Raw genomic sequence first — 19,168 nt, 5'->3', positions numbered from 1 at the left:
GCGCCTGTATGGTGAGGTGATTTACCGCTTTCCGGTTGCGAAACCCCATTGGATTTGCTATACTATTATTTTGGAAACACAGCGGCGGAAGGAGGGACCCTATGCGCATCCTGGGCATCGACCCCGGCATCGCCACCATCGGCTTCGGCCTGGTGGAGGCGGAGCGGGGGCAGGCGCGGATGGTCACCTACGGCGCCGTCACCACGCCCGCGGGGCTGCCCCTCTCCCGGCGCCTCTACCAGATCGACCGGGACATGGAGGAGCTGATCGGGAAACTCCGGCCCGACGTGATGGCCATTGAGGAGCTGTTCTTCAACACCAACCTCACCACCGGCATCGCCGTGGCCCACGGCCGGGGGGTCATCCTCTGCGCGGCGGAGCGGTGCGGCGTGCCCCTGTACGAGTACACGCCGGGCCAGGTGAAGCTGGCGGTGACCGGCTACGGCAAAGCGGACAAGCGCCAGGTCATGGATATGACGAAGCGGCTGCTGCACCTGCGGGCCGTGCCCCGGCCGGACGACGCCGCCGACGCCCTTGCCCTGGCCCTGTGCCACGCAAGGAGTTTCACTTCACGGCTCCCGAAAAACGGGGATGTGAAGGAGACCATTTAGGAGGACACCATGTTTTACTATCTGGACGGCACCGTGGCGGAGATCGCGCCCTATCTGGCGGTGATCGACTGCGGCGGCGTGGGCTATGCCTGCAAGACCACCAACTACACCCTCTCCCGGCTGAAAAAGGGCCAGCGGGGAAAGCTGTACACCTATCTGAATGTGGGAGAGGGCATCTTCGAGCTCTACGGCTTCGCCACCCAGGCGGAACTGGGCAGCTTCCGGCTGCTGATCGGCGTCTCCGGCGTGGGGCCCAAGGCGGCCCTGGCCATCCTCTCCACCGGCACGCCGGACGCCCTGGCCATGGCCATCATCACCGGGGACGAGAAGGCCCTGACCGCGGCGCCGGGCATCGGCAAGAAGATCGCCCAGCGGATCATCCTGGAGCTGAAGGACAAACTGGCCAAGGAGTCCGCCGCCACGGGCCTGGACTTCTCCGGCGGCGGAAATACTGTGAATGTATCTGCCTTTACATCAAAGGCCACAGAGGCCGCTCAGGCCCTGGCGGTCCTGGGCTACTCCAGTACGGAGGTGAGCCTGGCCCTCAAGGGCGTGGACGTGGAGAACCTGCCTCTGGAGGAGATCATCCGCCAGAGTTTGAAGAAGATGGTGAAATAAATGTGTTTGGATATTTCACTCTGATGGCCTTCATACTCGGTTTTGGCATTCCTGCGATTTTCAAAGGAATGCGCTGGGCAGAGCTGAAGCAGCAGGAACGGCTTGTGGACCTGTCGGCCAGGGAACAGCAGGAGGCACATGACTGCTTCCGGGCCTTTGCCGGGCTTTTTACCGGCGAGCTGATCTGCGTGATCCTGCTGATCTATTGCCTCTTTACGCTGTAAACATGCAGTTTTCGATCCCTCACAAAAGGAAGTGACGATTTGAGCATCGATTTCGGCAATGACATCTATGAAGAACCCATCGTGGCCAAGACCTTTCTGCAGGAGGACGCCCAGGAGGGCTCCCTGCGGCCCAAGACCTTAAAGGAGTACATCGGCCAGGAGAAGGCCAAGGAGAACCTGTCCGTGTTCATCGCCGCCGCCCGCCAGCGGGAGGAGGCGCTGGATCACGTGCTGCTCCACGGCCCTCCGGGCCTGGGCAAGACCACCCTGGCCGGCATCATCGCCCAGGAGATGGGGGTGGGCATCCGCATCACCTCCGGCCCCGCCATCGAAAAGCCCGGGGACCTGGCGGCGCTCCTCACCAACCTGGGGGAGGGCGACATCCTCTTCGTGGATGAGATCCACCGGCTCAACCGCTCCGTGGAGGAGATTTTGTACCCCGCCATGGAGGATTACGCCCTGGACATCATCGTGGGCAAGGGCCCCAGCGCCAACTCCATCCGGCTGGACCTGCCGAAATTCACCCTGATCGGCGCCACCACCCGGGCCGGGCAGCTGTCCGCGCCCCTGCGGGACCGGTTCGGCGTGACGCTGCGGCTGGAGCTGTACACGCCGGAGGAGCTCTCCCGGATCGTCACCCGGTCCGCGGGGATCTTGAACGTGGACATCGAGCCGGAGGGTGCCTATGAGATCGCCCGGCGCAGCCGGGGCACGCCCCGCATCGCCAACCGGATGCTGCGGCGGGTGCGGGACTTCGCCCAGGTGAAGGCCGGCGGCGTCATCACCAAGGAGGTGGCGGACCAGGCCCTGTGCGCCCTGGAGATCGACCACCTGGGCCTGGACCCCATCGACCGGCGGATGCTGAGCGCCATCATCGAAAACTACGGCGGCGGCCCCGTGGGCCTGGAGACCCTGGCCGCCACCATCGGCGAGGAGTCCGTGACGCTGGAGGACGTGTACGAGCCGTACCTGATGCAGCTGGGCTTCCTGACCCGGACGCCCCGGGGCCGCTGCGTCACCCAGAAGGCCTACCGGCACCTGCACCTGCCGGTGCCCGGCGGCGCGGCGGCGGAGCCCATGGACCAGCTGACGCTGTAAAGGCGCCGTTTCCGCGCCGAATTTTGAAAAATCTGAACGTAACGAGGTAATTTGGATATGGGCAAGTTATTTGGAACCGACGGCATCCGCGGCGTGGTGGGGGAGAACCTGACCGCCGATCTGGCCTTCCGCACCGGGCAGGCCATCGCCTCCGTGCTGGAGGAGGAGACGGGCCGGCGGCCCCTGGTGGTCATCGGCAAGGACACCCGCATCTCCTCCGACATGCTGGAGTCCGCCCTGATGGCGGGCATCTGCGACCTGGGCGGCGATGTGATGCCGGTGGGCACCATCCCCACCCCGGCGGTGGCGTATCTGACCATGCAGGAGAAGGCCGACGCGGGCATCGTCATCTCCGCCAGCCACAACCCCTATGAGCACAACGGCATCAAGGTGTTCAGCGGCCAGGGCTACAAGCTCTCCGACGCCCTGGAGGCCCGGATCGAGGCCAAGATCCTCTCCGATGCGCCCATGAAGCACCGGACCCGGGAAAAGATCGGCCGCCGCCACCACGGCATGCGCCAGATGAAGCGGGACTACATCGACTTCGTGGCCTCCACCATCGAGTCGGACCTCTCGGGTCTGAAGATCCTGTGCGACTGCGCCAACGGTGCCGCCAGCGCCACGGCGCCGGAGCTGTTCGGCCGGTTCAAGGCCCATACGGACTTCATCCACACCCAGCCCGACGGCGTCAACATCAACAGCCGCTGCGGCTCCACCCACCTGGAGGACCTGTCCGCCCAGGTGGTCTCCGGCGGCTACGACATCGGTGTGGCCTTCGACGGCGACGCCGACCGGTGCCTGCTGGTGGACGAGAGGGGCGGCGTCATCGACGGCGACAAGGTCCTGGCGGTGTGCGCGCTGGACATGAAGCGCCGGGGAAAGCTCCGGGGCAACACCCTGGTGGCCACGGTCATGAGCAACCTGGGGCTCCACGAGTTCTGCCGGAACAGCGGCATCGACCTCATCTGCACCGACGTGGGCGACCGGAACGTGCTGGAGAAGATGCTGGAGAAGGACTTCCGCATCGGCGGCGAGCAGTCCGGCCACACCATCTTCACCGACGTGGAGACCACCGGCGACGGCGAGGTGACGGCCCTCCAGTTCCTCCAGGTCCTCGCCCGGTCCGGCAAGAGCGCCAGCGAGCTGGCGTCGGTCTGCGCCGTGTACCCCCAGGTGCTGGTGAACGTGGCGGTGCCCCACAGCGGCGGCGTCAAGGAGAAGATCATGGCCTCCGCGGAGCTGGCCGCGGCGGTGAAGCGGGAAGAGGAGGCCCTGGGCGAGACCGGCCGGGTGCTGGTGCGCCCCTCCGGAACCGAGGCACTGATCCGGGTCATGGTGGAGGCCAAGTCCACAAACACCGCCCAGGAAGTGGCAGACCGCTTGGCAGATTTCATAAAATCACAGGACCTGTGAGAAAAAGTCCCCGGCAATTTTAATAATTCGCTTGACATTTCGAGAGATTGATGCGTATAATGGCATATGCGTAACTCACAAGAGCAAACCCATCTGCCTCTGGACCGGCACAGCGATGAAGCCCTGTGCGCTCTGGCAGCCTCTGGAAATCGGGAGGCTGAGGAGGTCCTGGTGGCCCGGTATAACCGGCTGGTCCGCACCTGCGCCCGCCCCTTCTTTCTGATCGGCGGAGACAGCGAGGACCTGACCCAGGAGGGGATGGTGGGTCTCATCAAAGCCGTCCGGGAATACGACGCCGCCAAAGAGGCCTCGTTCCGGACGTTCGCGGAAATCTGCATACGCAACCGGCTGTATTCCGTACTCCGCGCCGCGGCGCGGGATAAGCATTCACCGCTCAATCAGTCGGTTCCCCTGGATACACCCTTCCTTGACAGCAACTCCTACACCTCTGGTACCAGTCATTTGGCGCAGCGCAATCCCGAGGATTTCCTGATCGACAGGGAGCACACAGCAGCCCTCTTAGCCGGTGTCCGGAAACAGTTGTCCGAGTTTGAAGCAGAGATTTTGGGGTACTATTTGGACGGTCTTTCATGCAGGGAAATTGCCGAGACGGTAGGCAAGCCCCCAAAGTCCGTGGACAACGCCGTGCAGCGTATTCGACGCAAGGTGGCGCGGCAGCTTCAATCCGGCGATCTCAGCGGAAGCTGAGCGCATATATATTTTTCTTTTCAAAGAGAGGGTAAAAACATGTACGAAGACAAGACTTTAGTGTGCAAAGAGTGCGGCCAGGAGTTCGTGTTCACCGCCGGTGAGCAGGAGTTCTACGCTGAGCGCGGCTTCCAGAACGAGCCCCAGCGCTGCAAGGCCTGCCGGGATGCCCGCAAGAACGCTGCCCGCGGTCCCCGGGAGTACTTCACCGCTGTTTGCGCTGCCTGCGGCGGCGAGGCCAAGGTTCCCTTTGAGCCGAAGTCTGACCGTCCGGTCTACTGCAGCGAGTGCTTCGCCAAGATGAGAGAGCAGCAGAGATAAGGACCATTCGGTTTTTATAAATGATGCTACAAGACGCCGCCCGCATGATGCGGGCGGCGTCTTTCTGCGCTTTTCAGCTCCGGTGTCCCGGGACCGCTGCTGCCCCTGTGACCCCGCCGCACCGGCACGGCATAGCGGTGGCTCCGCAGGGGCCGGATGAGGGACCGCTGACTGTCGCGCCTTTTCGGAGACCGCCCCGCCGGGCGGCGGGGGAAAGGGGAGGGGGCCGTGAAAGGGGAGACCGGCCGGGAGGCGTCCCTCCGGGCCGGTCACGTCTGATTTCCCTTGCGCTTGACTTTTGAGAGGGGATTGGCCTTCGCCGCCACCCGCAGGGCGTCGCTGTCGATGTGGGTGTAGATCTCCGTGGTGTTGAGATGGTCGTGGCCCAGGACCTCCTGGACCGCCCGGACGTCCACGCCGTTTTGCAGCATCAGCGTGGCGGCGGTGTGGCGCAGCTTGTGGGACGAGTACTCCGAGGCGTCGATGCCCGCCTCGGCCAGGCGCTTTTTCACCATGGCGTGGACCGTGGACCGGCTGACCCGCTCGTTCTGGGACGAGAGAAACAGTGCGTCGGCATCCCGGCCGGTGATGGGCCGCCGCACCGCCAGATACCGCCGCAGGGCCTCCTGGCAGGCGTCGTTGAGGTAGAGGATGCGGACCTTGTTGCCCTTGCCCAGGACCCGCAGGGTGTCGCCCTGGATGTCCCGGCGGTTGAGGCCCACCAGCTCGCTGATCCGCAGGCCGCAGTTGAGGAACAGCGTCAGGATACAGTAGTCCCGTTCCTGATTTTTGCCATCCACAGAACTCAAAAGCTGGATGCTTTCGTCCAAAGTCAGGTATTTCGGCAATGTTTTCTTCAATTTCGGAGAGTCGATATCTTTGACAGGATTTTCACGAAGTAGGTGCATCTTGTTGGTCAGGTAGTTGTAAAACGACCGGATCGTGGCGATCTTCCGGGCCCGGGACGCGGCGTTCAGACCGTAGTCAGACCGGGCGCTGTTTGGATGCAGGACCCGGTCCCGGCTGAGATAGGCCATGTAGCCGTAGATGTCCGTCAACGTCACGGCGGCCACAAAGTCCAGATCCACGTCCATAATGTCGATCTCGTCCAGCGCCAGGCCCGCCAGGGACGGATCGCGCTGCTGCTTGAGATAGCGGAAGAAATTCCGCAGGTCCAGGAAGTATTCGTCCACGGTGCGCCTGGAGTGGGCTTTGATGGTCTCGTGATACGCCAAAAAATCCCGCAGGATCTGCGGCGCCTGGGTGCGGTAGTCGATCATATCTCTGTATGCGGAGATGCGCCAGGCGGCGCGGCGGCCTGAGCCGGCCGGCGCTGGGCCCGGAAGGGGCCGATGGGTCCCGGAGGCCCCAAAGAGGCTCCCGAGCCGTTTTGCCCTCCCCTAAATTGAACAAAATTTTTATTTTGTTCAATTTATAATATCCCCGCAAAACCTCCTCTCTCAGCGTCTCCCCGGACGGAGCGCGGCTGTGAGCGGCATTCGTCCGGGGGTTTACACATTTTGCGTTTGCTTTTCCTCGTGGAGATCTGCCGGTGCGCCGCCGGGCGGCCTGCGCTGTCCGGCGTTTTTGCGCGCTGCGGTCCGCTGTGACGCCCGGCGTTGTCCGGATGTGCCCTTGCAGCTTTCCGCGGACATAAAACCGCCGCTGCCCGGCCAAGCTATGGATAATCTCTTTCAGAACGGATGATGCTCATGAGCCTGATCCCCTGTACCAGCCAGTGCGTGTACCAGCAGGACGGCGTGTGCACGTTGGACAGCGCCGCCGCCGCGGGCGTGCCGTCCCTGGGCGGCGCCTGCGTCCACTTCATCCCCGCGCGCCCAGCGCCGCTCGGATCGCCTCACCGATATTCCCGGCCGGAATCAGATCCAGACCCGGCGGCGCCGTCAGGGCCCCGGTCCGGCGGCGCGGGACCACACACCGGCGGAAGCCCAGCCGGTGGATCTCGCTGATCCGCTGCTCCAGATGGCTGACGCTGCGCAGTTCGCCGGTGAGACCCACCTCTCCCACGGCCACCAGGTCGCCGGGCACGGGCCGGTCCAGATAGCTGGAGGCCAGGGCGATCACCGCCGCCAGGTCCGCGGCGGGCTCGTCCAGCCACAATCCGCCGATGATGTTGAGATAGGCGTCGCAGGCGGAGACTTTCAGTCCCCCCCGCTTGTCCAGCACCGCCAGCAGCATGGCGAAGCGGTTGTAGTCGAAGCCGTTGCTGGTGCGGCGGGGATTGGAGCCTGCGGTGCTGACCACCAGGGCCTGGATCTCCGCCAGCACCGGCCGGGCCCCCTCCATGACACAGGTGACGCAGGTGCCCGGCGCATCCTCCGGACGGCCCGAGAGCAGCAGCTCCGAGGGGTTTTCCACCTCCACCAGGCCGCTGTCCCGCATCTCAAAGACGCCGATCTCGTTGGTGGCGCCGAAGCGGTTCTTGGCGGCCCGGAGGATCCGGTGGGCGGCGTGCTGGTCGCCCTCGAAGTACAGCACGCAGTCCACCATGTGCTCCAGCACCTTGGGGCCCGCGATGGAGCCCTCCTTGTTGACGTGGCCGATGACGAACACCGTGATGCCCCGGCCCTTGGCCACCTGCATCAGCGCCATGGCGCAGTCCTTTACCTGGCTGACGCTGCCCGCCGGAGAGTCCAGGGCCTCGTTCCAGAGGGTCTGGATGGAGTCCACGATCAGCACCTCCGGTGCCTCCGCCGTCACCGCCTCCAGGACCTCCCCCAGGCTGGTCTCCGACAGCACCAGAAGGTTGGGGCTGTCCACATGTAATCGCTTAGCACGCAATTTCAGCTGGTGCTCGGACTCCTCCCCGGATACATACAGCACCCGGGAGGACTTGCACAGCTGGTCGCAGATCTGGAGCATCAGCGTGGATTTGCCGATGCCCGGGGCGCCGCCTACCAGCACCAGCGAGCCCTTGACGGCGCCGCCGCCCAGGACCCGGTCCAGCTCCCCCATGCCCGTGGGAAAGCGGATCTCCTCGTCGGTGCGCAGCTCCGTCACCGGGCAGGCCCGGCGCCTGGGTCCTCCCGCGGAGCGGGAGGGCGGGGTCTTTCCCGCCGTCCGGGGCTGCTCCGGCTGCTCCACGATGGTGTTCCAGGCCCCGCAGGCCGGGCACTTCCCCGCCCACTTGGCGGTCTCATTGCCGCAGGACGTGCAGTAAAAGAGCGTTTTTTGCTTCATAATACCTCCCAAAAAGAACGGAGCGCCTGGCGGGCCTGTCCCCGGGCGGCCGCTGGGCCTTTGAAAGCCTTCCCCTGGGGGAAGGCGGCCCCGAAGGTGCCGGATGAGGGGCCCGCTTCGGGACAGACCTCCGTACGCCGCCCTCTCATCAGCCGCGCTGCGCGCCGCTTTTCCCGGGGGAAATCCTTGGGTGTCGGCCGCTGCGCACGCCGGCCCTTTACTCCGCGCTCAGCAGCCCCGCCGTGATGGCGGCGGCCAGGCGCAGCTGGTGCTCCGGCGTTTTCAGCTTTGCCGCCTCGGCCTCGTTGGTGAGAAAGCCGCACTCCACCAGCACGCCGGGGGCTGTGATGTTCTTCATCAGGTACACCGACGCGCCGATGGCCGCCGGGCTCTTGGCCTTCCCCTCATTGACCGCCTGGTTCAGCGCCTCCTGGACGCCGGACGCCAGGGGCGCCGCGCCCTCGGCGCCGTTGAAGAACACCTGGGCCCCGTGGGTCGACGGCGAGGACGGCAGGCTGTTCTGGTGGATGCTCAGCAGCACGGCGTTTTCCGTGGCTTCCACCAGCGCCGCCCGGTTGCGAAGGTCCGACACCTTTTTCTCCCGCAGCGTGGAACAGCCGGGATCGTAGATGGCGTCCTCTCCGGCGCGGGTCATGACGGTGTCCACCCCGGTGAAGGCCAGCAGGTCCCGGACCCGCAGGGCGACAGCCAGGTTCAGCCCCGCCTCCACCGTGCCGTCGGCGGCCACGGCGCCGCCATCCTCCCCGCCGTGTCCGGCGTCTACCACCACCGTGGGCCGCTGCGCTACGGTGCCGCCGGCAAAGGCCGCCGTATAGGCGCCGCTGCCCTGCCACAGCACCGCACCCAGCGCGGCCAGAAAGCAGAGGCACAGCCCCGCCAGGTACAGATGGCGCTTATGCAGTACGATCATCATCGTCCCCACCCCCGGTGGGAGCCTATGAGGACCTGCTTATCCCATATACCGCATTATAGCCGCCGCCGGGTCCAAAATCAAGGGCAGGTACCCTTCCCTCCCCTGCTGCATAGGATGGAGTGGGCGCGGGGACGCTCCCCGCGTCATGTGAACGTAAGGAGGAATCCCAAGGATGGAAAAACCCAACAAGCCCGATCTGCCCGCTCCGCAGCCCTGCGGCCCCGGCCAGGGGCAGCTGCCCGGCTGCTGCGGCGCGCTGGCATTTCCCTATATCCCCATGCAGGAGGAAAACCCCGTCCGGTACAGCCGGATGGAGGCCCTCCAGACCGGGACGCTGTTCCCGGGGCTGGACCTGCCCTTCAAGGCGGCCATCCAGGCCAAGACGAAGCTCGCCAACACCGCTCTGGTGGAGCTGATGGCCCTGGACTTTGCCATTGACGAGCTGGGGCTCTACCTCACCACCCACGCGGAGGACCAGGAGGCCCTGAACCTCTACTGGTCCTATATCAAGCTGGCCAAGGAGGGCCGGGAAAAGTACCAGCAGATGTACGGACCCCTGCTGCAGACGGATCTGACGCCGGAGGCGGGCTACGCCTGGCTGAAAGACCCGTGGCCCTGGGAGGAAGGAGGCAATGCCTGATGTTCGTCTATGAGAAAAAATTGCAGTACCCGGTGAAGATCAAGAACACCAACCCCAAGCTGGCGGCCCTCATCATCAGCCAGTACGGCGGGCCCGACGGGGAGCTGGGCGCTTCCCTGCGGTATCTGAGCCAGCGCTACTCCATGCCCTACCCGGAGCTCAAGGGCCTCCTGACCGACATCGGTACCGAGGAGCTGGGCCACCTGGAGATGATCGGCACCATCGTCCACCAGCTGACAAGGGACCTCACCGAGGACCAGATCAAGGCTGCCGGCTTTGCCCCCTACTTCATCGACCACACCGCCGGGGTCTACCCCACCGCCGCCTCCGGCTCCCCCTGGAACGCCGCCGGCATGGCCGTCAAGGGCGACACCATCGCGGACCTGACCGAGGATCTGGCCGCCGAGCAGAAGGCCCGGGTTACCTATGACAACATCCTGCGCATGAGCGACGACCCGGACGTCAGCGACGCCATCAAGTTCCTGCGGGCCCGGGAGATCGTCCACTTCCAGCGCTTCGGCGAGGGACTGCGCCTGGCCAAGGACAGACTGGACGAGAAGAACGTCTACTATATGAACCCCTCCTTCGACCGCTGAGCGGCCCCCGGAGCGCGCAAAAACGCCCGCCGTTCCTTTTCGGAACGGCGGGCGTCTGTCGTCTCGCGGTCCGCCGCCCCCCCAAAGGGACGGCGGGCGATCCTCTTCACGCGCTGCCGCCCCACCGGGGGCGGCTTGCGGAGTTGGCGCTTTGGGGGATCAGGACACGGCGGGAATGGTACCGCTGGACAGATCCGCCACCAGGTGCATCAGACGGGCCCGGTCCTCCCGGCGGGAGGCGAACAGCTCCAGGCTGTCGCCCTCCTCCTGGATCAGACGGCCCACCGCGATGTAGCGGGAGAGAGAAGATTTCAAATTAAAAATGTCTCCCTCCGGGCTCTTCAGATACACGTCGCCTTCGCAGGACTCCACGGTGTCCAGGAACTCCTGGATGTCAGCCTCAGAATGCAATCTCACGGGAAACACACATCCTTTCTGGAATTGATTTGGCAGCCGTTTCCGGCTACGGTTATGGTATATCATGAAGGAGCCGTCCGTGTCTATGGAGGATGTCAATAAGATTTCCCACCACCCTCCTCTGGAATTTTGGAGGTCCGTACAAATTTGCGTAATTATTTTGTAACAAATCAAAATACGTAATCGATTTTTCAAGAAAAAATCAATATAAAACAGTCCCGACTGCCGATCAGCTGTCCGGCAGTCGGGACCGTGTTTGCGGGGATTTGCGGAGTGGTCGTACCTCAGGGGGCGGGCGTTTGTGCCTGGTCCAGGGATGCCAGCACCGCGGCGGCATCCCCCTCCCCCTCTCCGATCAGGGTCAGGAAGGCCGCCTCGTCGATGACGGGGACGCCCAGCTCCTGAGCCTTGCGCAGCTTGGACCCGGCGGCCTCGCCGGCCACCACGCAGAAAGTCTTTTTGGACACGGACCCGGAGACCTTGGCGCCCAGGGCCTCCAGCTTCTCCCCCGCCTCCTTCCGGGAGAAGGCGGTCAGCTCCCCGGTCAGCACGAAGGTCCGCCCGGTAAGCAGGTCCCCCACCGGCGCCGCCGTGGAGGTCATGTTGACCCCCGCCGCCGCCAGGCGGGCGATCAGGTCCCTGGCCTGGGCCCCGGCGAAGTACTCCGTGATGCACCGGGCGGTGATGGCGCCCACGTCGGGGATGGCGGTCAGCTCCTCCTCCGTGGCGGCCATCAGGGCCTCCATGGAGCCCAGCCGGGCCGCCAGGACCTTGGCGGCCTTCTCCCCCACCTGGCGGATGCCCAGGCCGTAGAGCAGGCGGCTCAAATCGTTGGCCTTGGAGTTCTCGATGGCCCGGATCAGGTTCTCCGCGGACTTGTCCCCCAGCCGGTCCAGCTTGGCAACATCCGCGGCGTGGAGGGTGTACAGGTCCGCCGCCGTGCGGACCAGGCCCGCGTCCACCAGCTGCTGCACCACGGCGGGGCCGCAGCCGTCGATGTCCATGGCGCCGCGGCTGGCGAAGTGGGTGAGGTTGCGCAGCAGCTGGGCCGGGCACTCGGCGCCGGTGCAGCGCGCCGCCGCGCCGTCTTCGTCCCGGACCACCGGCGCGCCGCACACCGGGCAGGTGTCCGGCAGCACGTAGGGCACGGTGCCCTCCGGCCGCTTCGTGAGGTCCACCTCCAAGATCTCCGGGATGATCTCCCCGGCCTTCTGGACCAGCACCGTGTCTCCCACGCGGATGTCCTTCTCGGCGATGAAGTCCTGGTTGTGGAGGGTGGCGTTGGTGACGGTGGTGCCCGCCAGGCGCACCGGCTCCAGCACCGCCTTGGGGGTCAGGACCCCGGTGCGGCCCACCTGGACCACGATGTCGGTGACGCGGGAGTACTTCTTCTCCGGCGGGTACTTGAAGGCCACGGCCCACTTGGGGAACTTGGCGGTGGAGCCCAGCCGCTCCCGGTCCGCCAGGTGGTCCACCTTGACCACGGCGCCGTCGATGTCAAAGGGGTAGTCCATGCGCTCGTCGTTGATGCGCTCGATCTCCGCCTGGACCGCCGCCGTGCCGGTGAGGGTCTTGTGGGGGATCACCTTGAAGTGCTGGCTGGCCATGTAGTCCAGAGTCTCGGCGTGGGAGGAGAAGGTCTTTCCCTCCGCCAGCTGGAGGTTGAACACCTGGATGTCCAGCTTCCGCTCAGCGCAGACCTTGGGGTCCAGCTGCCGCAGACTTCCGGCGGCGGCGTTGCGGGGGTTTGCCATCAGGGGCTTGCCCTGGAGCTCCCGCTGGGCGTTGAGCTCGGCGAACACCGCCCGGGACATGTAGACCTCCCCCCGGACGATGAGCCGGGGGAGCTTGTCCGGCAGCGTCATGGGGATGGAGCGGACGGTTTTCAGGTTCTCCGTCACGTCCTCGCCCACCCGGCCGTCACCCCGGGTGGCGCCCCGGACGAACACGCCGTCCCGGTACTCCAATGCCACGGAGAGGCCGTCCACCTTGGGCTCCACGGAGTAGGCCACGGCCTCGCCCAGGGCCTCGGCCATGCGGCCGCAGAACTCCGCCACCTCGTCGCCGTTGAACACGTCCTGGAGGCTCTCCAGGGGCACCGGGTGGTCGTAGGTCTCAAAGCCCTCCAGGATCTTGTCCCCCACCCGCTGGGTGGGAGAGTCCGGCGTGATCTCCTCCGGGTGCTCTGCCTCCAATTCCTCCAGGCGGCGGTTGAGCCGGTCGTACTCGTAGTCCGGGATCACCGGCGCGTCCAGTACATAGTATAGGTAGCTCTGCTGGTTCAGAAAGTCCCGCAGCTGTTTCATTTCCTCCCGGTAGTCCATGGGATACCTGCCTTTCTTTGGTGCGGGGGAGGGCCGCAGGCCCTCCCCCTGCCGTTGCGTTTTAGTTGCCGTTGAGGATGTAGTCCTTCAGATCCTCCTCGTAGGTGTCCGGATCCGTGCTGAAATAGGTGTAGCTGTCCGGCACCGAGCCCACGATCACCGTCTCCGCCACGATGAAGGAGTTGGAGACCTTGGTGGCGGTGGTGAAGCCCGGCAGCAGGATGCTGACGTACACGTCGATGGTCAATATGATCTGGTGCTTGGTCTGGTTGATGCCCGCGGAGGTGAAGGCGTTTTGAAAGCTGGCCTGAGAGGACCCCACGGACTCCATCCGCACGGTGATCCGGGGCCCCCGGCCGGCCAGCAGCGCCGAGCCCGTCAGGCTCCCGATGGGGATGGACAGGTCCTTGGCGGACACCTGGTTGATCCGCTCCAGCACCGTCTGCAGGATGTGGGACTGGAGCAGGTTGAAGGCCGCCATGTTGCTGCGCACGGCGGTGATCTTTCCGTCGTTGTCCTTCTCGAAGTTCACCAGGTTCTCATAGTCCAGCTCGCCGGAGGCGATGGCCTCGTCCACCGACTGGGTCACGATCTGGGTCACGGCGTTGGACACCCGGGTGGTGGCGAGAGAGGTCAGCAGCGGCTTCATCTGCGCCGCCGCCAGGGCCAGCGCCGTCAGGGCCGCCGCCACGGCAGTCAGCGCCGCCAGCCGCCCCAGCCGCAGCCGGGCCAGCCGGCGGCGGTAGTAGTGAAATCCCAGAGCCATGGCACATCGCCCCCCTTCCCGCCATCCTATGCGGGCAGGGGTTGACCCTAGGCCGGAAACTTATTTCAGGGCGTTCACCAGGTCCTTGAACACCCGACCCCGCTCCATGAAGTTGGCGAAGCGGTCGAAGGAGGTGCTGGCCGGGGACAGGATCACCACGTCCCCTGCTTTGGCGCGGCTGTCCGCCAGGGCCACGGCGGCAGGGTAATCGCTTACCTCCAGGATCTCCAGCCCGGCGTAGTTGTCCGCCTGCTCCACGGCGGCGCGGATCACTCCGGCGGTGGCGCCGCAGAGGATCAGCAGCTTCACGTGCTCGTTGACCTCCGGGCCCAGAGGCGCGTAGGAGATGCCCTTGTCCTTGCCCCCGGCGATGAGGATGACCTTCTCCGGGAAGCTGCGCAGCCCCGCGATGGTCCGGCTGGGGCTGGAGGCGATGGAGTCGTTGTACCAGCGGACGCCATTGCGCTCCCGGACCAGCTCGATCCGGTGCTCCACGCCGCCGAATTCCCGGGCGAAGTCCCGGATGGTCTCGTCGCTCACCAGACCGTCCACGGCGGCGGTGGCCGCCAGGTAGTTCTCCACGTTGTGGACGCCGGGCAATTTGATGTCGGCGGTGTCCATCACCACCCGCTCGCCCCGGCCGTCCCGGACCACCACGCTGGTGCCCCGGAGGAACGCGCCCTCGTCCACCTCTTTTTGCCGGGAGAACCACCGCACCCGCCCCGGGGCCTTGGCGGCGGAGCGGACGGTGTCGGCGTTGTCGGCATTGAACACGGCCAGGTCCCGGGCGGACTGGTGTGTAAAGATATTTTCCTTTGCAGCAATGTACTCGGCGTAGTCCTTGTGGACGTCCAGGTGGTTGGGCGAGAGGTTGGTCACCACGGCGATGGCCGGGCTCTTTTTCATGGTCATCAGCTGGAAGGAGCTCAGCTCCAGCACCGCCCAGTCCGTGGGCGCCATGGCGGCGGCCTCGCTGAGCAGCGGGTGGCCGATGTTTCCGCCCACGTGGACGGTCCGTCCGGCCCGGCGCAGCAGCTCGGAGATGATGGTGGTGGTGGTCGTCTTGCCGTCGCTGCCGGTGACGGCGATCATGGGACAGGGGCACACGTCGAAAAAGGCCTCCATCTCACTGGTCAGCCGGCTGCCCCGCTCCACGGCGGCGGCGATGGGCGGCAGGTCCGGCCGCAGGCCCGGGGTCCGGAAGATCACGTCCTCGGTGAGATCGGCCAGGTAGTCCTTCCCCAGCTTCAGCGCCACGCCCCGGGCGGCCAGCTCCGCGCCGAAGTCCCCCAGATCGGTCTTTTTGTCCCGGGCGGTGACGGCGCAGCCGTGGTCCGAGAGCAGCTCGATCAGGGGCCGGTTGCTGACGCCCACGCCCAGCACGGCGGCGCGCTTGCCCCGCAGGGAATTCATATAGGTATCCAGATCCATGGAATCGCTCCTTTTATCCCCCGCGCAGCGGAGGCTTATACGATGGAAATGATACCACAAACAGGCGGAAAATACAACGGGGCCGGAGATTTTCCGCGTTGACTTTCTCCCCGCCGTCGGTTACAATAGCCTTTGCGAGGAAGACAGACAGTCGCGTGGGCAGGCCGAAAGGCCGTCCATGAGGAAAGTCCGGGCTCCACAGGGCAAGGATAACGGGTAACGCCCGCCGAAGGCGACTTCAGGAAAAGTGCAACAGAGAGATACCGCCAGAGCGGCTGATCCGTGCCGGCAAGAATGGAATAAAGGTGAACAGAGATGGAATGCGGCGTCCGGGTCCTGCGGGGTCCGGGCAGGCGGTGAGCAGGCCGAAGGCTCCCTCCTTCCGCCGAACAGCGCAACGGCCTCTGCGCGGGACAGCGCAGGGGTGTTGTGTGAAGAGGGACGAAGGGTCCCTCTTCACCATTTCGATCAAACCCGCCGAAGGCGGGCGGTCCCGCAGGGACCGATGGCACCTTTCCACCCTTACCAGTGCGGCTCAGCCGCCCTGGTAAGGGTGGAAAGGTGCGGTAAGAGCGCACCCGACGGCTCGAGAGTGTCCGTCGCTGTAAACTCTATCCGGAGCAACACCGTGGAAAGGACAGATGGCCGGCCCGGCCGTCCTTAGGAGGTGGCTTGAACGCACCGGCAACGGCGCGTCTAGATAGATGACTGTCAGATACAGAACCCGGCTTACAGTCTCCCTCGCAAGATACGGCCCCGGCTGCGCAACGGCAGCCGGGGCCTTTTCGCATATGAAGGCTTCCCCTCGGGGGGAAGCTGGCGCGCAGCGCCTGATGAGGGGCCGATCCGGGATAGACTCCGTGCCCCCTGCGGCGGCCTGCCCGTCTTCCGATGATCGCCAGGCCAGCGGCAGCGAAAACCGGTGCTGTTTCTTTCGATGTGCAGCCCGTTGAGCCCCGCTGTGCGGGAGCGCAGCTCTTCGACCGCCGGTGGAAGGCGCACGGACGGCGGGGCCGCGGTCCGGGACAGGCCGATTCGCACGACCCCCGTAACCACAGACAGGCGGACCGGACGGTCCGCCTGTCTGTCTTCCGTTTTTCTCTTTTGGACCGCCCCGCGGCCCGGAAGGTGAATTGCCCCGAAGGGGCAAGAGAAGCCCCTCTGGAGGGTTCTCTTTTTGTAAAAAGAGAACATGGGGGCGGGATCCTCCGGGAGACCCCCCGGCGGGCGCCCACGTCACTGATACCGGTACTTCTCCCCGGTGTAGCGGTCCACGCACCGCAAAAACAGCTCCCGGCTGCGGAACTCCAGCAGGCGGAACCCGGCCTCCGGGTGGAAGGAGACGATCTTCCGCTCCGGGCAGACCCACATCCGCCAGGGAGCGCTGGGATTCATCTGTTCCATGGGGTGCCTCCTCTCGGATCACTGCTCCCAGATTCGGACCAGTTTCTCCCGGACCTCCTCCGGTACGGTGTCCGGCCAGGTCTGTACGAACTCGCCGTCCACATAGTCGTAGACGGTGTAGGGTTTCTCCGGCCATCGGGTACGGACCACCAGCTCATTGACGCCGTCGTCGTCGGTGTCCCAGGGGACGGCGGACACGCAGTCCTCCACCCGCAGGATGTCCTCAGAATCAAAGGGGGCCAGATTGGTATAGACCCAGCAGATGATGTCGCAGAGATAGCCGTTTCCAGAAGGATCGGGATAAAACTGTTCACTCTTTCGATACACCATGGGAAAGCCAAACAGGGGGCTCTCGCCCTCATCCATCCGGGACTCTGTGATTTCCCAGGAGAGATTGCCGGTGGATTGGAGTTCCGACACGGTCCCCTCCCGAGTCAGCCGATTCCAGCGGCAGGTTATTTGATAGGTCAGCGAATGTCCCCATTCATCTTTTCCCGTCTGAATATCGTTCAGATCCACGGTATTTTCGCATTCCAGTTTCAGCAGGTGGCCGTCTTCCTCCACATAGATGTAATTGACGCCTTCCACCGTCTCCTTCAATTCGATCACATCCAGGCGATCTTGGGATACATACAGGGCGTTCCAGGCGATCACCAGCCCCGCCGCGATCAGCAATGCCAGCACCGCGCCCACGCGGCTCCAGATCCGCCGCCGCTCCCGCCGGAGGCTGTCACTGGAAATGGTCAGCAAATTCTTCACAGGGTCCTCCTCTCCGCCCGGTACGGCCTGCCTCCGGCAGGCCATCAGTTCCTCCACCCCCAGCTCCAGCGCCGCCGCCAGGGGCTCCAGCAGCGTCACATCCGGGTAGCTCAGGCCCCGCTCCCATTTGCTGACGGCCTTGTCGGTCACATGGACCTTCTCCGCCAGCTCCCGCTGGGTCAGTCCCAGCTCCCGGCGGCAGTCTCCGATAAAGGCGCCCAGCCGCTCCTTGTTCATGCGCATCACCTCTTGCCCCAAAGTGTACCCCGGAACGGAAAAAATGGCAACCGACCGGTGGTCGAGTCACGGTTTGTCCCGCTGATCGATGTACGGCTTCATCCACGCCACGTCCTCTATGTCCGGTTCTTCCTTTCCGGCGGCGCCGGAGGGGCGCGCCTCCCACCGCCGGACCGCCGCGGCCTGATAGCGCCGCTGCTTGTCCTTCCACTTCTCCGTGTCCCGGCGGATGGTCTCCCCAATAAAGGTAAACGCCACCCGGGTCTCTGGCGTCAGGTCTCCGCGGCGCTCCAGAAAGGCCAGCGGGTCCAGCCCGGTCTCCTCTGTCTCCCTGGCAAATTGGAACAGCAGCGTCAGCAGGATCCCCCGCTGTTCCATGGACAGCACTTCAATGGACGGATACGCGTCAAAATATAGGACAAAGCTCCGTTTGTGTTCCTCTGCCATCTCATTCCTCCCTTCACAAGTCGGCGGGCAAGCGCCGTTTGTTGCACGAAAGGATGCAACTCCCGGGAGAATTTTATAAAATTCTCCCGTTACTGTCACTGTCACTGTAAATGGAACTGTTACTGCTACTGTGACTGTAAATGGGACGGTTCCCGGACCCGCCAGGGTGTGCCGCGGCGGCACATTGCACAAAAGAAAAGTTTTGTTGAATATAGCGGCGTAAAAAAGAGGAGCGGCGTTCGCCGCTCCTCTTCTCTCCGCGATGGACGGGACCCGCTCAGTCGTTGTCCCAGTTGTGCCAGACGTTCTGCACGTCGTCGCTGTCCTCCAGCATATCGATCAGCTTCTCCATGTTCTTCACGTCGCCCTCGGCGGTGAGGGTGATGTAGTTCTGGGGCACCATCTCGATGTCGGCGTTGACGAACACGTAGCCCTTGGCCTCCAGGGCCTTGACCACGTCGTTGAAGGCGTCGGGATCGGTGGTGATCTCCAGGGCGCCGCCCTCGGACTGGAAGTCCTCGGCACCGGCCTCCAGGGCGTCCATCATGACGGTGTCGTCCTCCAGCTCGCCCTCGGAGTTGTCGATGACGATGACGCCCTTCTTGTCGAAGGACCAGCTCACGCAGCCCTGGGCGCCCATGTTGCCGTTGCACTTGTCGAAGGCGTGACGGACCTCCGGCGCGGTGCGCTGGCGGTTGTCGGTCAGGGCCTCCACGATGACGGCCACGCCGCCGGGGCCGTAGCCCTCGTAGGTGACGGCCTCGTAGTTCTCGGTGCTGCCGGCGCCCAGAGCCTTGTCGATGGTGCGCTTGATGTTGTCGTTGGGCATGTTCACGGCCTTGGCCTTGGCGATGACGGTGGCCAGGCGGGAGTTGTTGTTGGGGTCGCCGGAGCCGCCGCCCTCTTTGACGGCCACGATGATCTCCTTGGCGATCTTGGTGAAGGCGGCGGAGCGCTTGGCGTCGGCCGCACCCTTGGTTTTCTGAATGTTATGCCACTTGGAATGTCCGGACATGGTG

20 protein-coding genes and 1 other RNA gene are annotated in these 19,168 nt (G+C 64.7%); 10 read left to right on the top strand and 11 right to left on the bottom strand.

From position 1 onward, the window contains the following. Positions 1-101: 101 nt before the first annotated feature. The 7 genes from ruvC (at position 102) to KFE19_00290 (ending at position 4,993) form a co-directional block, all read left to right on the top strand. Positions 102-611 carry a crossover junction endodeoxyribonuclease RuvC gene (gene ruvC, locus KFE19_00320; protein QUO38009.1) on the top strand — a complete coding sequence of 170 codons (510 nt, stop codon included), beginning with the start codon at positions 102-104 and terminating at the stop codon, positions 609-611. A 9-nt stretch (positions 612-620) separates the two neighbouring features. Next, positions 621-1,229: a Holliday junction branch migration protein RuvA gene (gene ruvA / locus KFE19_00315; protein ID QUO38008.1), complete on the top strand. Its 609-nt coding sequence runs from the start codon at positions 621-623 to the stop codon at positions 1,227-1,229. A 23-nt stretch (positions 1,230-1,252) separates the two neighbouring features. Continuing rightward, positions 1,253-1,453 (top strand): hypothetical protein, encoded by a 201-nt coding sequence (locus KFE19_00310; GenBank protein QUO38007.1) that lies wholly within the window; start codon positions 1,253-1,255, stop codon positions 1,451-1,453. Between the two features lie 39 nt (positions 1,454-1,492). Further along, positions 1,493-2,551 (top strand): Holliday junction branch migration DNA helicase RuvB, encoded by a 1,059-nt coding sequence (gene ruvB, locus KFE19_00305; protein QUO38006.1) that lies wholly within the window; start codon positions 1,493-1,495, stop codon positions 2,549-2,551. Between the two features lie 57 nt (positions 2,552-2,608). Then, on the top strand, positions 2,609-3,964 hold the full coding sequence (locus KFE19_00300) for a phosphoglucosamine mutase (GenBank protein ID QUO38005.1): 1,356 nt from the start codon (positions 2,609-2,611) through the stop codon (positions 3,962-3,964). Positions 3,965-4,030: 66 nt separating this feature from the next. Beyond that, positions 4,031-4,672 carry a sigma-70 family RNA polymerase sigma factor gene (locus KFE19_00295; GenBank protein ID QUO38004.1) on the top strand — a complete coding sequence of 214 codons (642 nt, stop codon included), beginning with the start codon at positions 4,031-4,033 and terminating at the stop codon, positions 4,670-4,672. 39 nt (positions 4,673-4,711) lie between these two features. After that, positions 4,712-4,993, top strand: coding sequence for a zinc-ribbon domain containing protein (locus tag KFE19_00290; protein QUO38003.1), 282 nt, complete (start codon positions 4,712-4,714; stop codon positions 4,991-4,993). Between the two features lie 269 nt (positions 4,994-5,262). Here the strand turns inward: KFE19_00290 and KFE19_00285 are convergent, their stop codons facing one another. The 3 genes from KFE19_00285 to KFE19_00275 form a co-directional block, all read right to left on the bottom strand. Continuing rightward, complete coding sequence (locus KFE19_00285; protein ID QUO38002.1) at positions 5,263-6,273, bottom strand: tyrosine recombinase XerC; 1,011 nt, start codon at positions 6,271-6,273, stop codon at positions 5,263-5,265. A 544-nt stretch (positions 6,274-6,817) separates the two neighbouring features. Then, positions 6,818-8,194: a DNA repair protein RadA gene (radA, locus tag KFE19_00280; protein ID QUO38001.1), complete on the bottom strand. Its 1,377-nt coding sequence runs from the start codon at positions 8,192-8,194 to the stop codon at positions 6,818-6,820. Between the two features lie 217 nt (positions 8,195-8,411). Then, positions 8,412-9,128, bottom strand: a complete 717-nt coding sequence (locus KFE19_00275) for an N-acetylmuramoyl-L-alanine amidase (protein ID QUO38000.1) — start codon at positions 9,126-9,128, stop codon at positions 8,412-8,414. A 172-nt stretch (positions 9,129-9,300) separates the two neighbouring features. Between KFE19_00275 and KFE19_00270 the strand changes: the two genes are divergently transcribed. Beyond that, positions 9,301-9,768: a spore coat protein CotJB gene (locus KFE19_00270; GenBank protein QUO37999.1), complete on the top strand. Its 468-nt coding sequence runs from the start codon at positions 9,301-9,303 to the stop codon at positions 9,766-9,768. Beyond that, positions 9,768-10,364, top strand: coding sequence for a manganese catalase family protein (locus KFE19_00265; GenBank protein ID QUO37998.1), 597 nt, complete (start codon positions 9,768-9,770; stop codon positions 10,362-10,364). Before KFE19_00270 ends, KFE19_00265 begins: the two co-directional genes overlap by 1 nt. Positions 10,365-10,523: 159 nt before the next feature. Here KFE19_00265 and KFE19_00260 read toward each other — a convergent pair whose 3' ends face one another. The 4 genes from KFE19_00260 to KFE19_00245 all read right to left on the bottom strand — a co-directional run bounded on the left by KFE19_00260 (position 10,524) and on the right by KFE19_00245 (position 15,302). Then, positions 10,524-10,781, bottom strand: coding sequence for a hypothetical protein (locus KFE19_00260; GenBank protein QUO37997.1), 258 nt, complete (start codon positions 10,779-10,781; stop codon positions 10,524-10,526). A gap of 284 nt (positions 10,782-11,065) precedes the next feature. Beyond that, a complete protein-coding gene (ligA, locus tag KFE19_00255) occupies positions 11,066-13,105 on the bottom strand; it encodes an NAD-dependent DNA ligase LigA (protein ID QUO37996.1) in 2,040 nt (679 codons plus the stop codon). 61 nt (positions 13,106-13,166) lie between these two features. Continuing rightward, positions 13,167-13,871 carry a sporulation protein YunB gene (gene yunB, locus KFE19_00250; GenBank protein ID QUO37995.1) on the bottom strand — a complete coding sequence of 235 codons (705 nt, stop codon included), beginning with the start codon at positions 13,869-13,871 and terminating at the stop codon, positions 13,167-13,169. A gap of 60 nt (positions 13,872-13,931) precedes the next feature. Next, positions 13,932-15,302: a UDP-N-acetylmuramoyl-L-alanine--D-glutamate ligase gene (locus tag KFE19_00245; protein ID QUO37994.1), complete on the bottom strand. Its 1,371-nt coding sequence runs from the start codon at positions 15,300-15,302 to the stop codon at positions 13,932-13,934. Positions 15,303-15,437: 135 nt separating this feature from the next. Between KFE19_00245 and rnpB the strand changes: the two genes are divergently transcribed. After that, positions 15,438-16,050: RNase P RNA component class A (gene rnpB, locus KFE19_00240), an RNA gene on the top strand. Between the two features lie 488 nt (positions 16,051-16,538). Here the strand turns inward: rnpB and KFE19_00235 are convergent. The 4 genes from KFE19_00235 to KFE19_00220 all read right to left on the bottom strand — a co-directional run bounded on the left by KFE19_00235 (position 16,539) and on the right by KFE19_00220 (position 19,164). Next, positions 16,539-16,706 carry a hypothetical protein gene (locus tag KFE19_00235; GenBank protein ID QUO37993.1) on the bottom strand — a complete coding sequence of 56 codons (168 nt, stop codon included), beginning with the start codon at positions 16,704-16,706 and terminating at the stop codon, positions 16,539-16,541. Positions 16,707-16,724: 18 nt separating this feature from the next. Beyond that, the gene (locus KFE19_00230) at positions 16,725-17,702 is read right to left on the bottom strand and encodes a helix-turn-helix transcriptional regulator (GenBank protein ID QUO37992.1); all 978 of its coding nucleotides are present in this window, start codon (positions 17,700-17,702) and stop codon (positions 16,725-16,727) included. Positions 17,703-17,768: 66 nt separating this feature from the next. Next, positions 17,769-18,149: a hypothetical protein gene (locus KFE19_00225; GenBank protein ID QUO37991.1), complete on the bottom strand. Its 381-nt coding sequence runs from the start codon at positions 18,147-18,149 to the stop codon at positions 17,769-17,771. Between the two features lie 277 nt (positions 18,150-18,426). Continuing rightward, positions 18,427-19,164 carry a YebC/PmpR family DNA-binding transcriptional regulator gene (locus KFE19_00220; GenBank protein ID QUO37990.1) on the bottom strand — a complete coding sequence of 246 codons (738 nt, stop codon included), beginning with the start codon at positions 19,162-19,164 and terminating at the stop codon, positions 18,427-18,429. Positions 19,165-19,168: the final 4 nt, after the last annotated feature.

This window comes from Dysosmobacter sp. Marseille-Q4140 (assembly GCA_018228705.1).
In the GTDB taxonomy this organism is placed as follows: Bacteria; Bacillota; Clostridia; order Oscillospirales; family Oscillospiraceae; genus Oscillibacter.
Note: the sequence above shows the minus strand (reverse complement) of the source record. Positions and strands in the feature narration are given on the sequence as shown.

Bases quoted from the DNA above. Each gene is read 5' to 3' on its own strand.
- ruvC (QUO38009.1), top strand. From the start codon at position 102: ATGCGCATCCTGGGCATCGACCCCGGCATCGCCACCATCGGCTTCGGC.
- ruvA (QUO38008.1), top strand. From the start codon at position 621: ATGTTTTACTATCTGGACGGCACCGTGGCGGAGATCGCGCCCTATCTG.
- KFE19_00310 (QUO38007.1), top strand. From the start codon at position 1,253: ATGGCCTTCATACTCGGTTTTGGCATTCCTGCGATTTTCAAAGGAATG.
- KFE19_00300 (QUO38005.1), top strand. From the start codon at position 2,609: ATGGGCAAGTTATTTGGAACCGACGGCATCCGCGGCGTGGTGGGGGAG.
- KFE19_00295 (QUO38004.1), top strand. From the start codon at position 4,031: ATGCGTAACTCACAAGAGCAAACCCATCTGCCTCTGGACCGGCACAGC.
- KFE19_00290 (QUO38003.1), top strand. From the start codon at position 4,712: ATGTACGAAGACAAGACTTTAGTGTGCAAAGAGTGCGGCCAGGAGTTC.
- KFE19_00285 (QUO38002.1), bottom strand. From the start codon at position 6,273: ATGATCGACTACCGCACCCAGGCGCCGCAGATCCTGCGGGATTTTTTG.
- radA (QUO38001.1), bottom strand. From the start codon at position 8,194: ATGAAGCAAAAAACGCTCTTTTACTGCACGTCCTGCGGCAATGAGACC.
- KFE19_00275 (QUO38000.1), bottom strand. From the start codon at position 9,128: ATGATGATCGTACTGCATAAGCGCCATCTGTACCTGGCGGGGCTGTGC.
- KFE19_00270 (QUO37999.1), top strand. From the start codon at position 9,301: ATGGAAAAACCCAACAAGCCCGATCTGCCCGCTCCGCAGCCCTGCGGC.
- KFE19_00265 (QUO37998.1), top strand. From the start codon at position 9,768: ATGTTCGTCTATGAGAAAAAATTGCAGTACCCGGTGAAGATCAAGAAC.
- ligA (QUO37996.1), bottom strand. From the start codon at position 13,105: ATGGACTACCGGGAGGAAATGAAACAGCTGCGGGACTTTCTGAACCAG.
- yunB (QUO37995.1), bottom strand. From the start codon at position 13,871: ATGGCTCTGGGATTTCACTACTACCGCCGCCGGCTGGCCCGGCTGCGG.
- KFE19_00245 (QUO37994.1), bottom strand. From the start codon at position 15,302: ATGGATCTGGATACCTATATGAATTCCCTGCGGGGCAAGCGCGCCGCC.
- KFE19_00235 (QUO37993.1), bottom strand. From the start codon at position 16,706: ATGGAACAGATGAATCCCAGCGCTCCCTGGCGGATGTGGGTCTGCCCG.
- KFE19_00230 (QUO37992.1), bottom strand. From the start codon at position 17,702: ATGAACAAGGAGCGGCTGGGCGCCTTTATCGGAGACTGCCGCCGGGAG.
- KFE19_00225 (QUO37991.1), bottom strand. From the start codon at position 18,149: ATGGCAGAGGAACACAAACGGAGCTTTGTCCTATATTTTGACGCGTAT.
- KFE19_00220 (QUO37990.1), bottom strand. From the start codon at position 19,164: ATGTCCGGACATTCCAAGTGGCATAACATTCAGAAAACCAAGGGTGCG.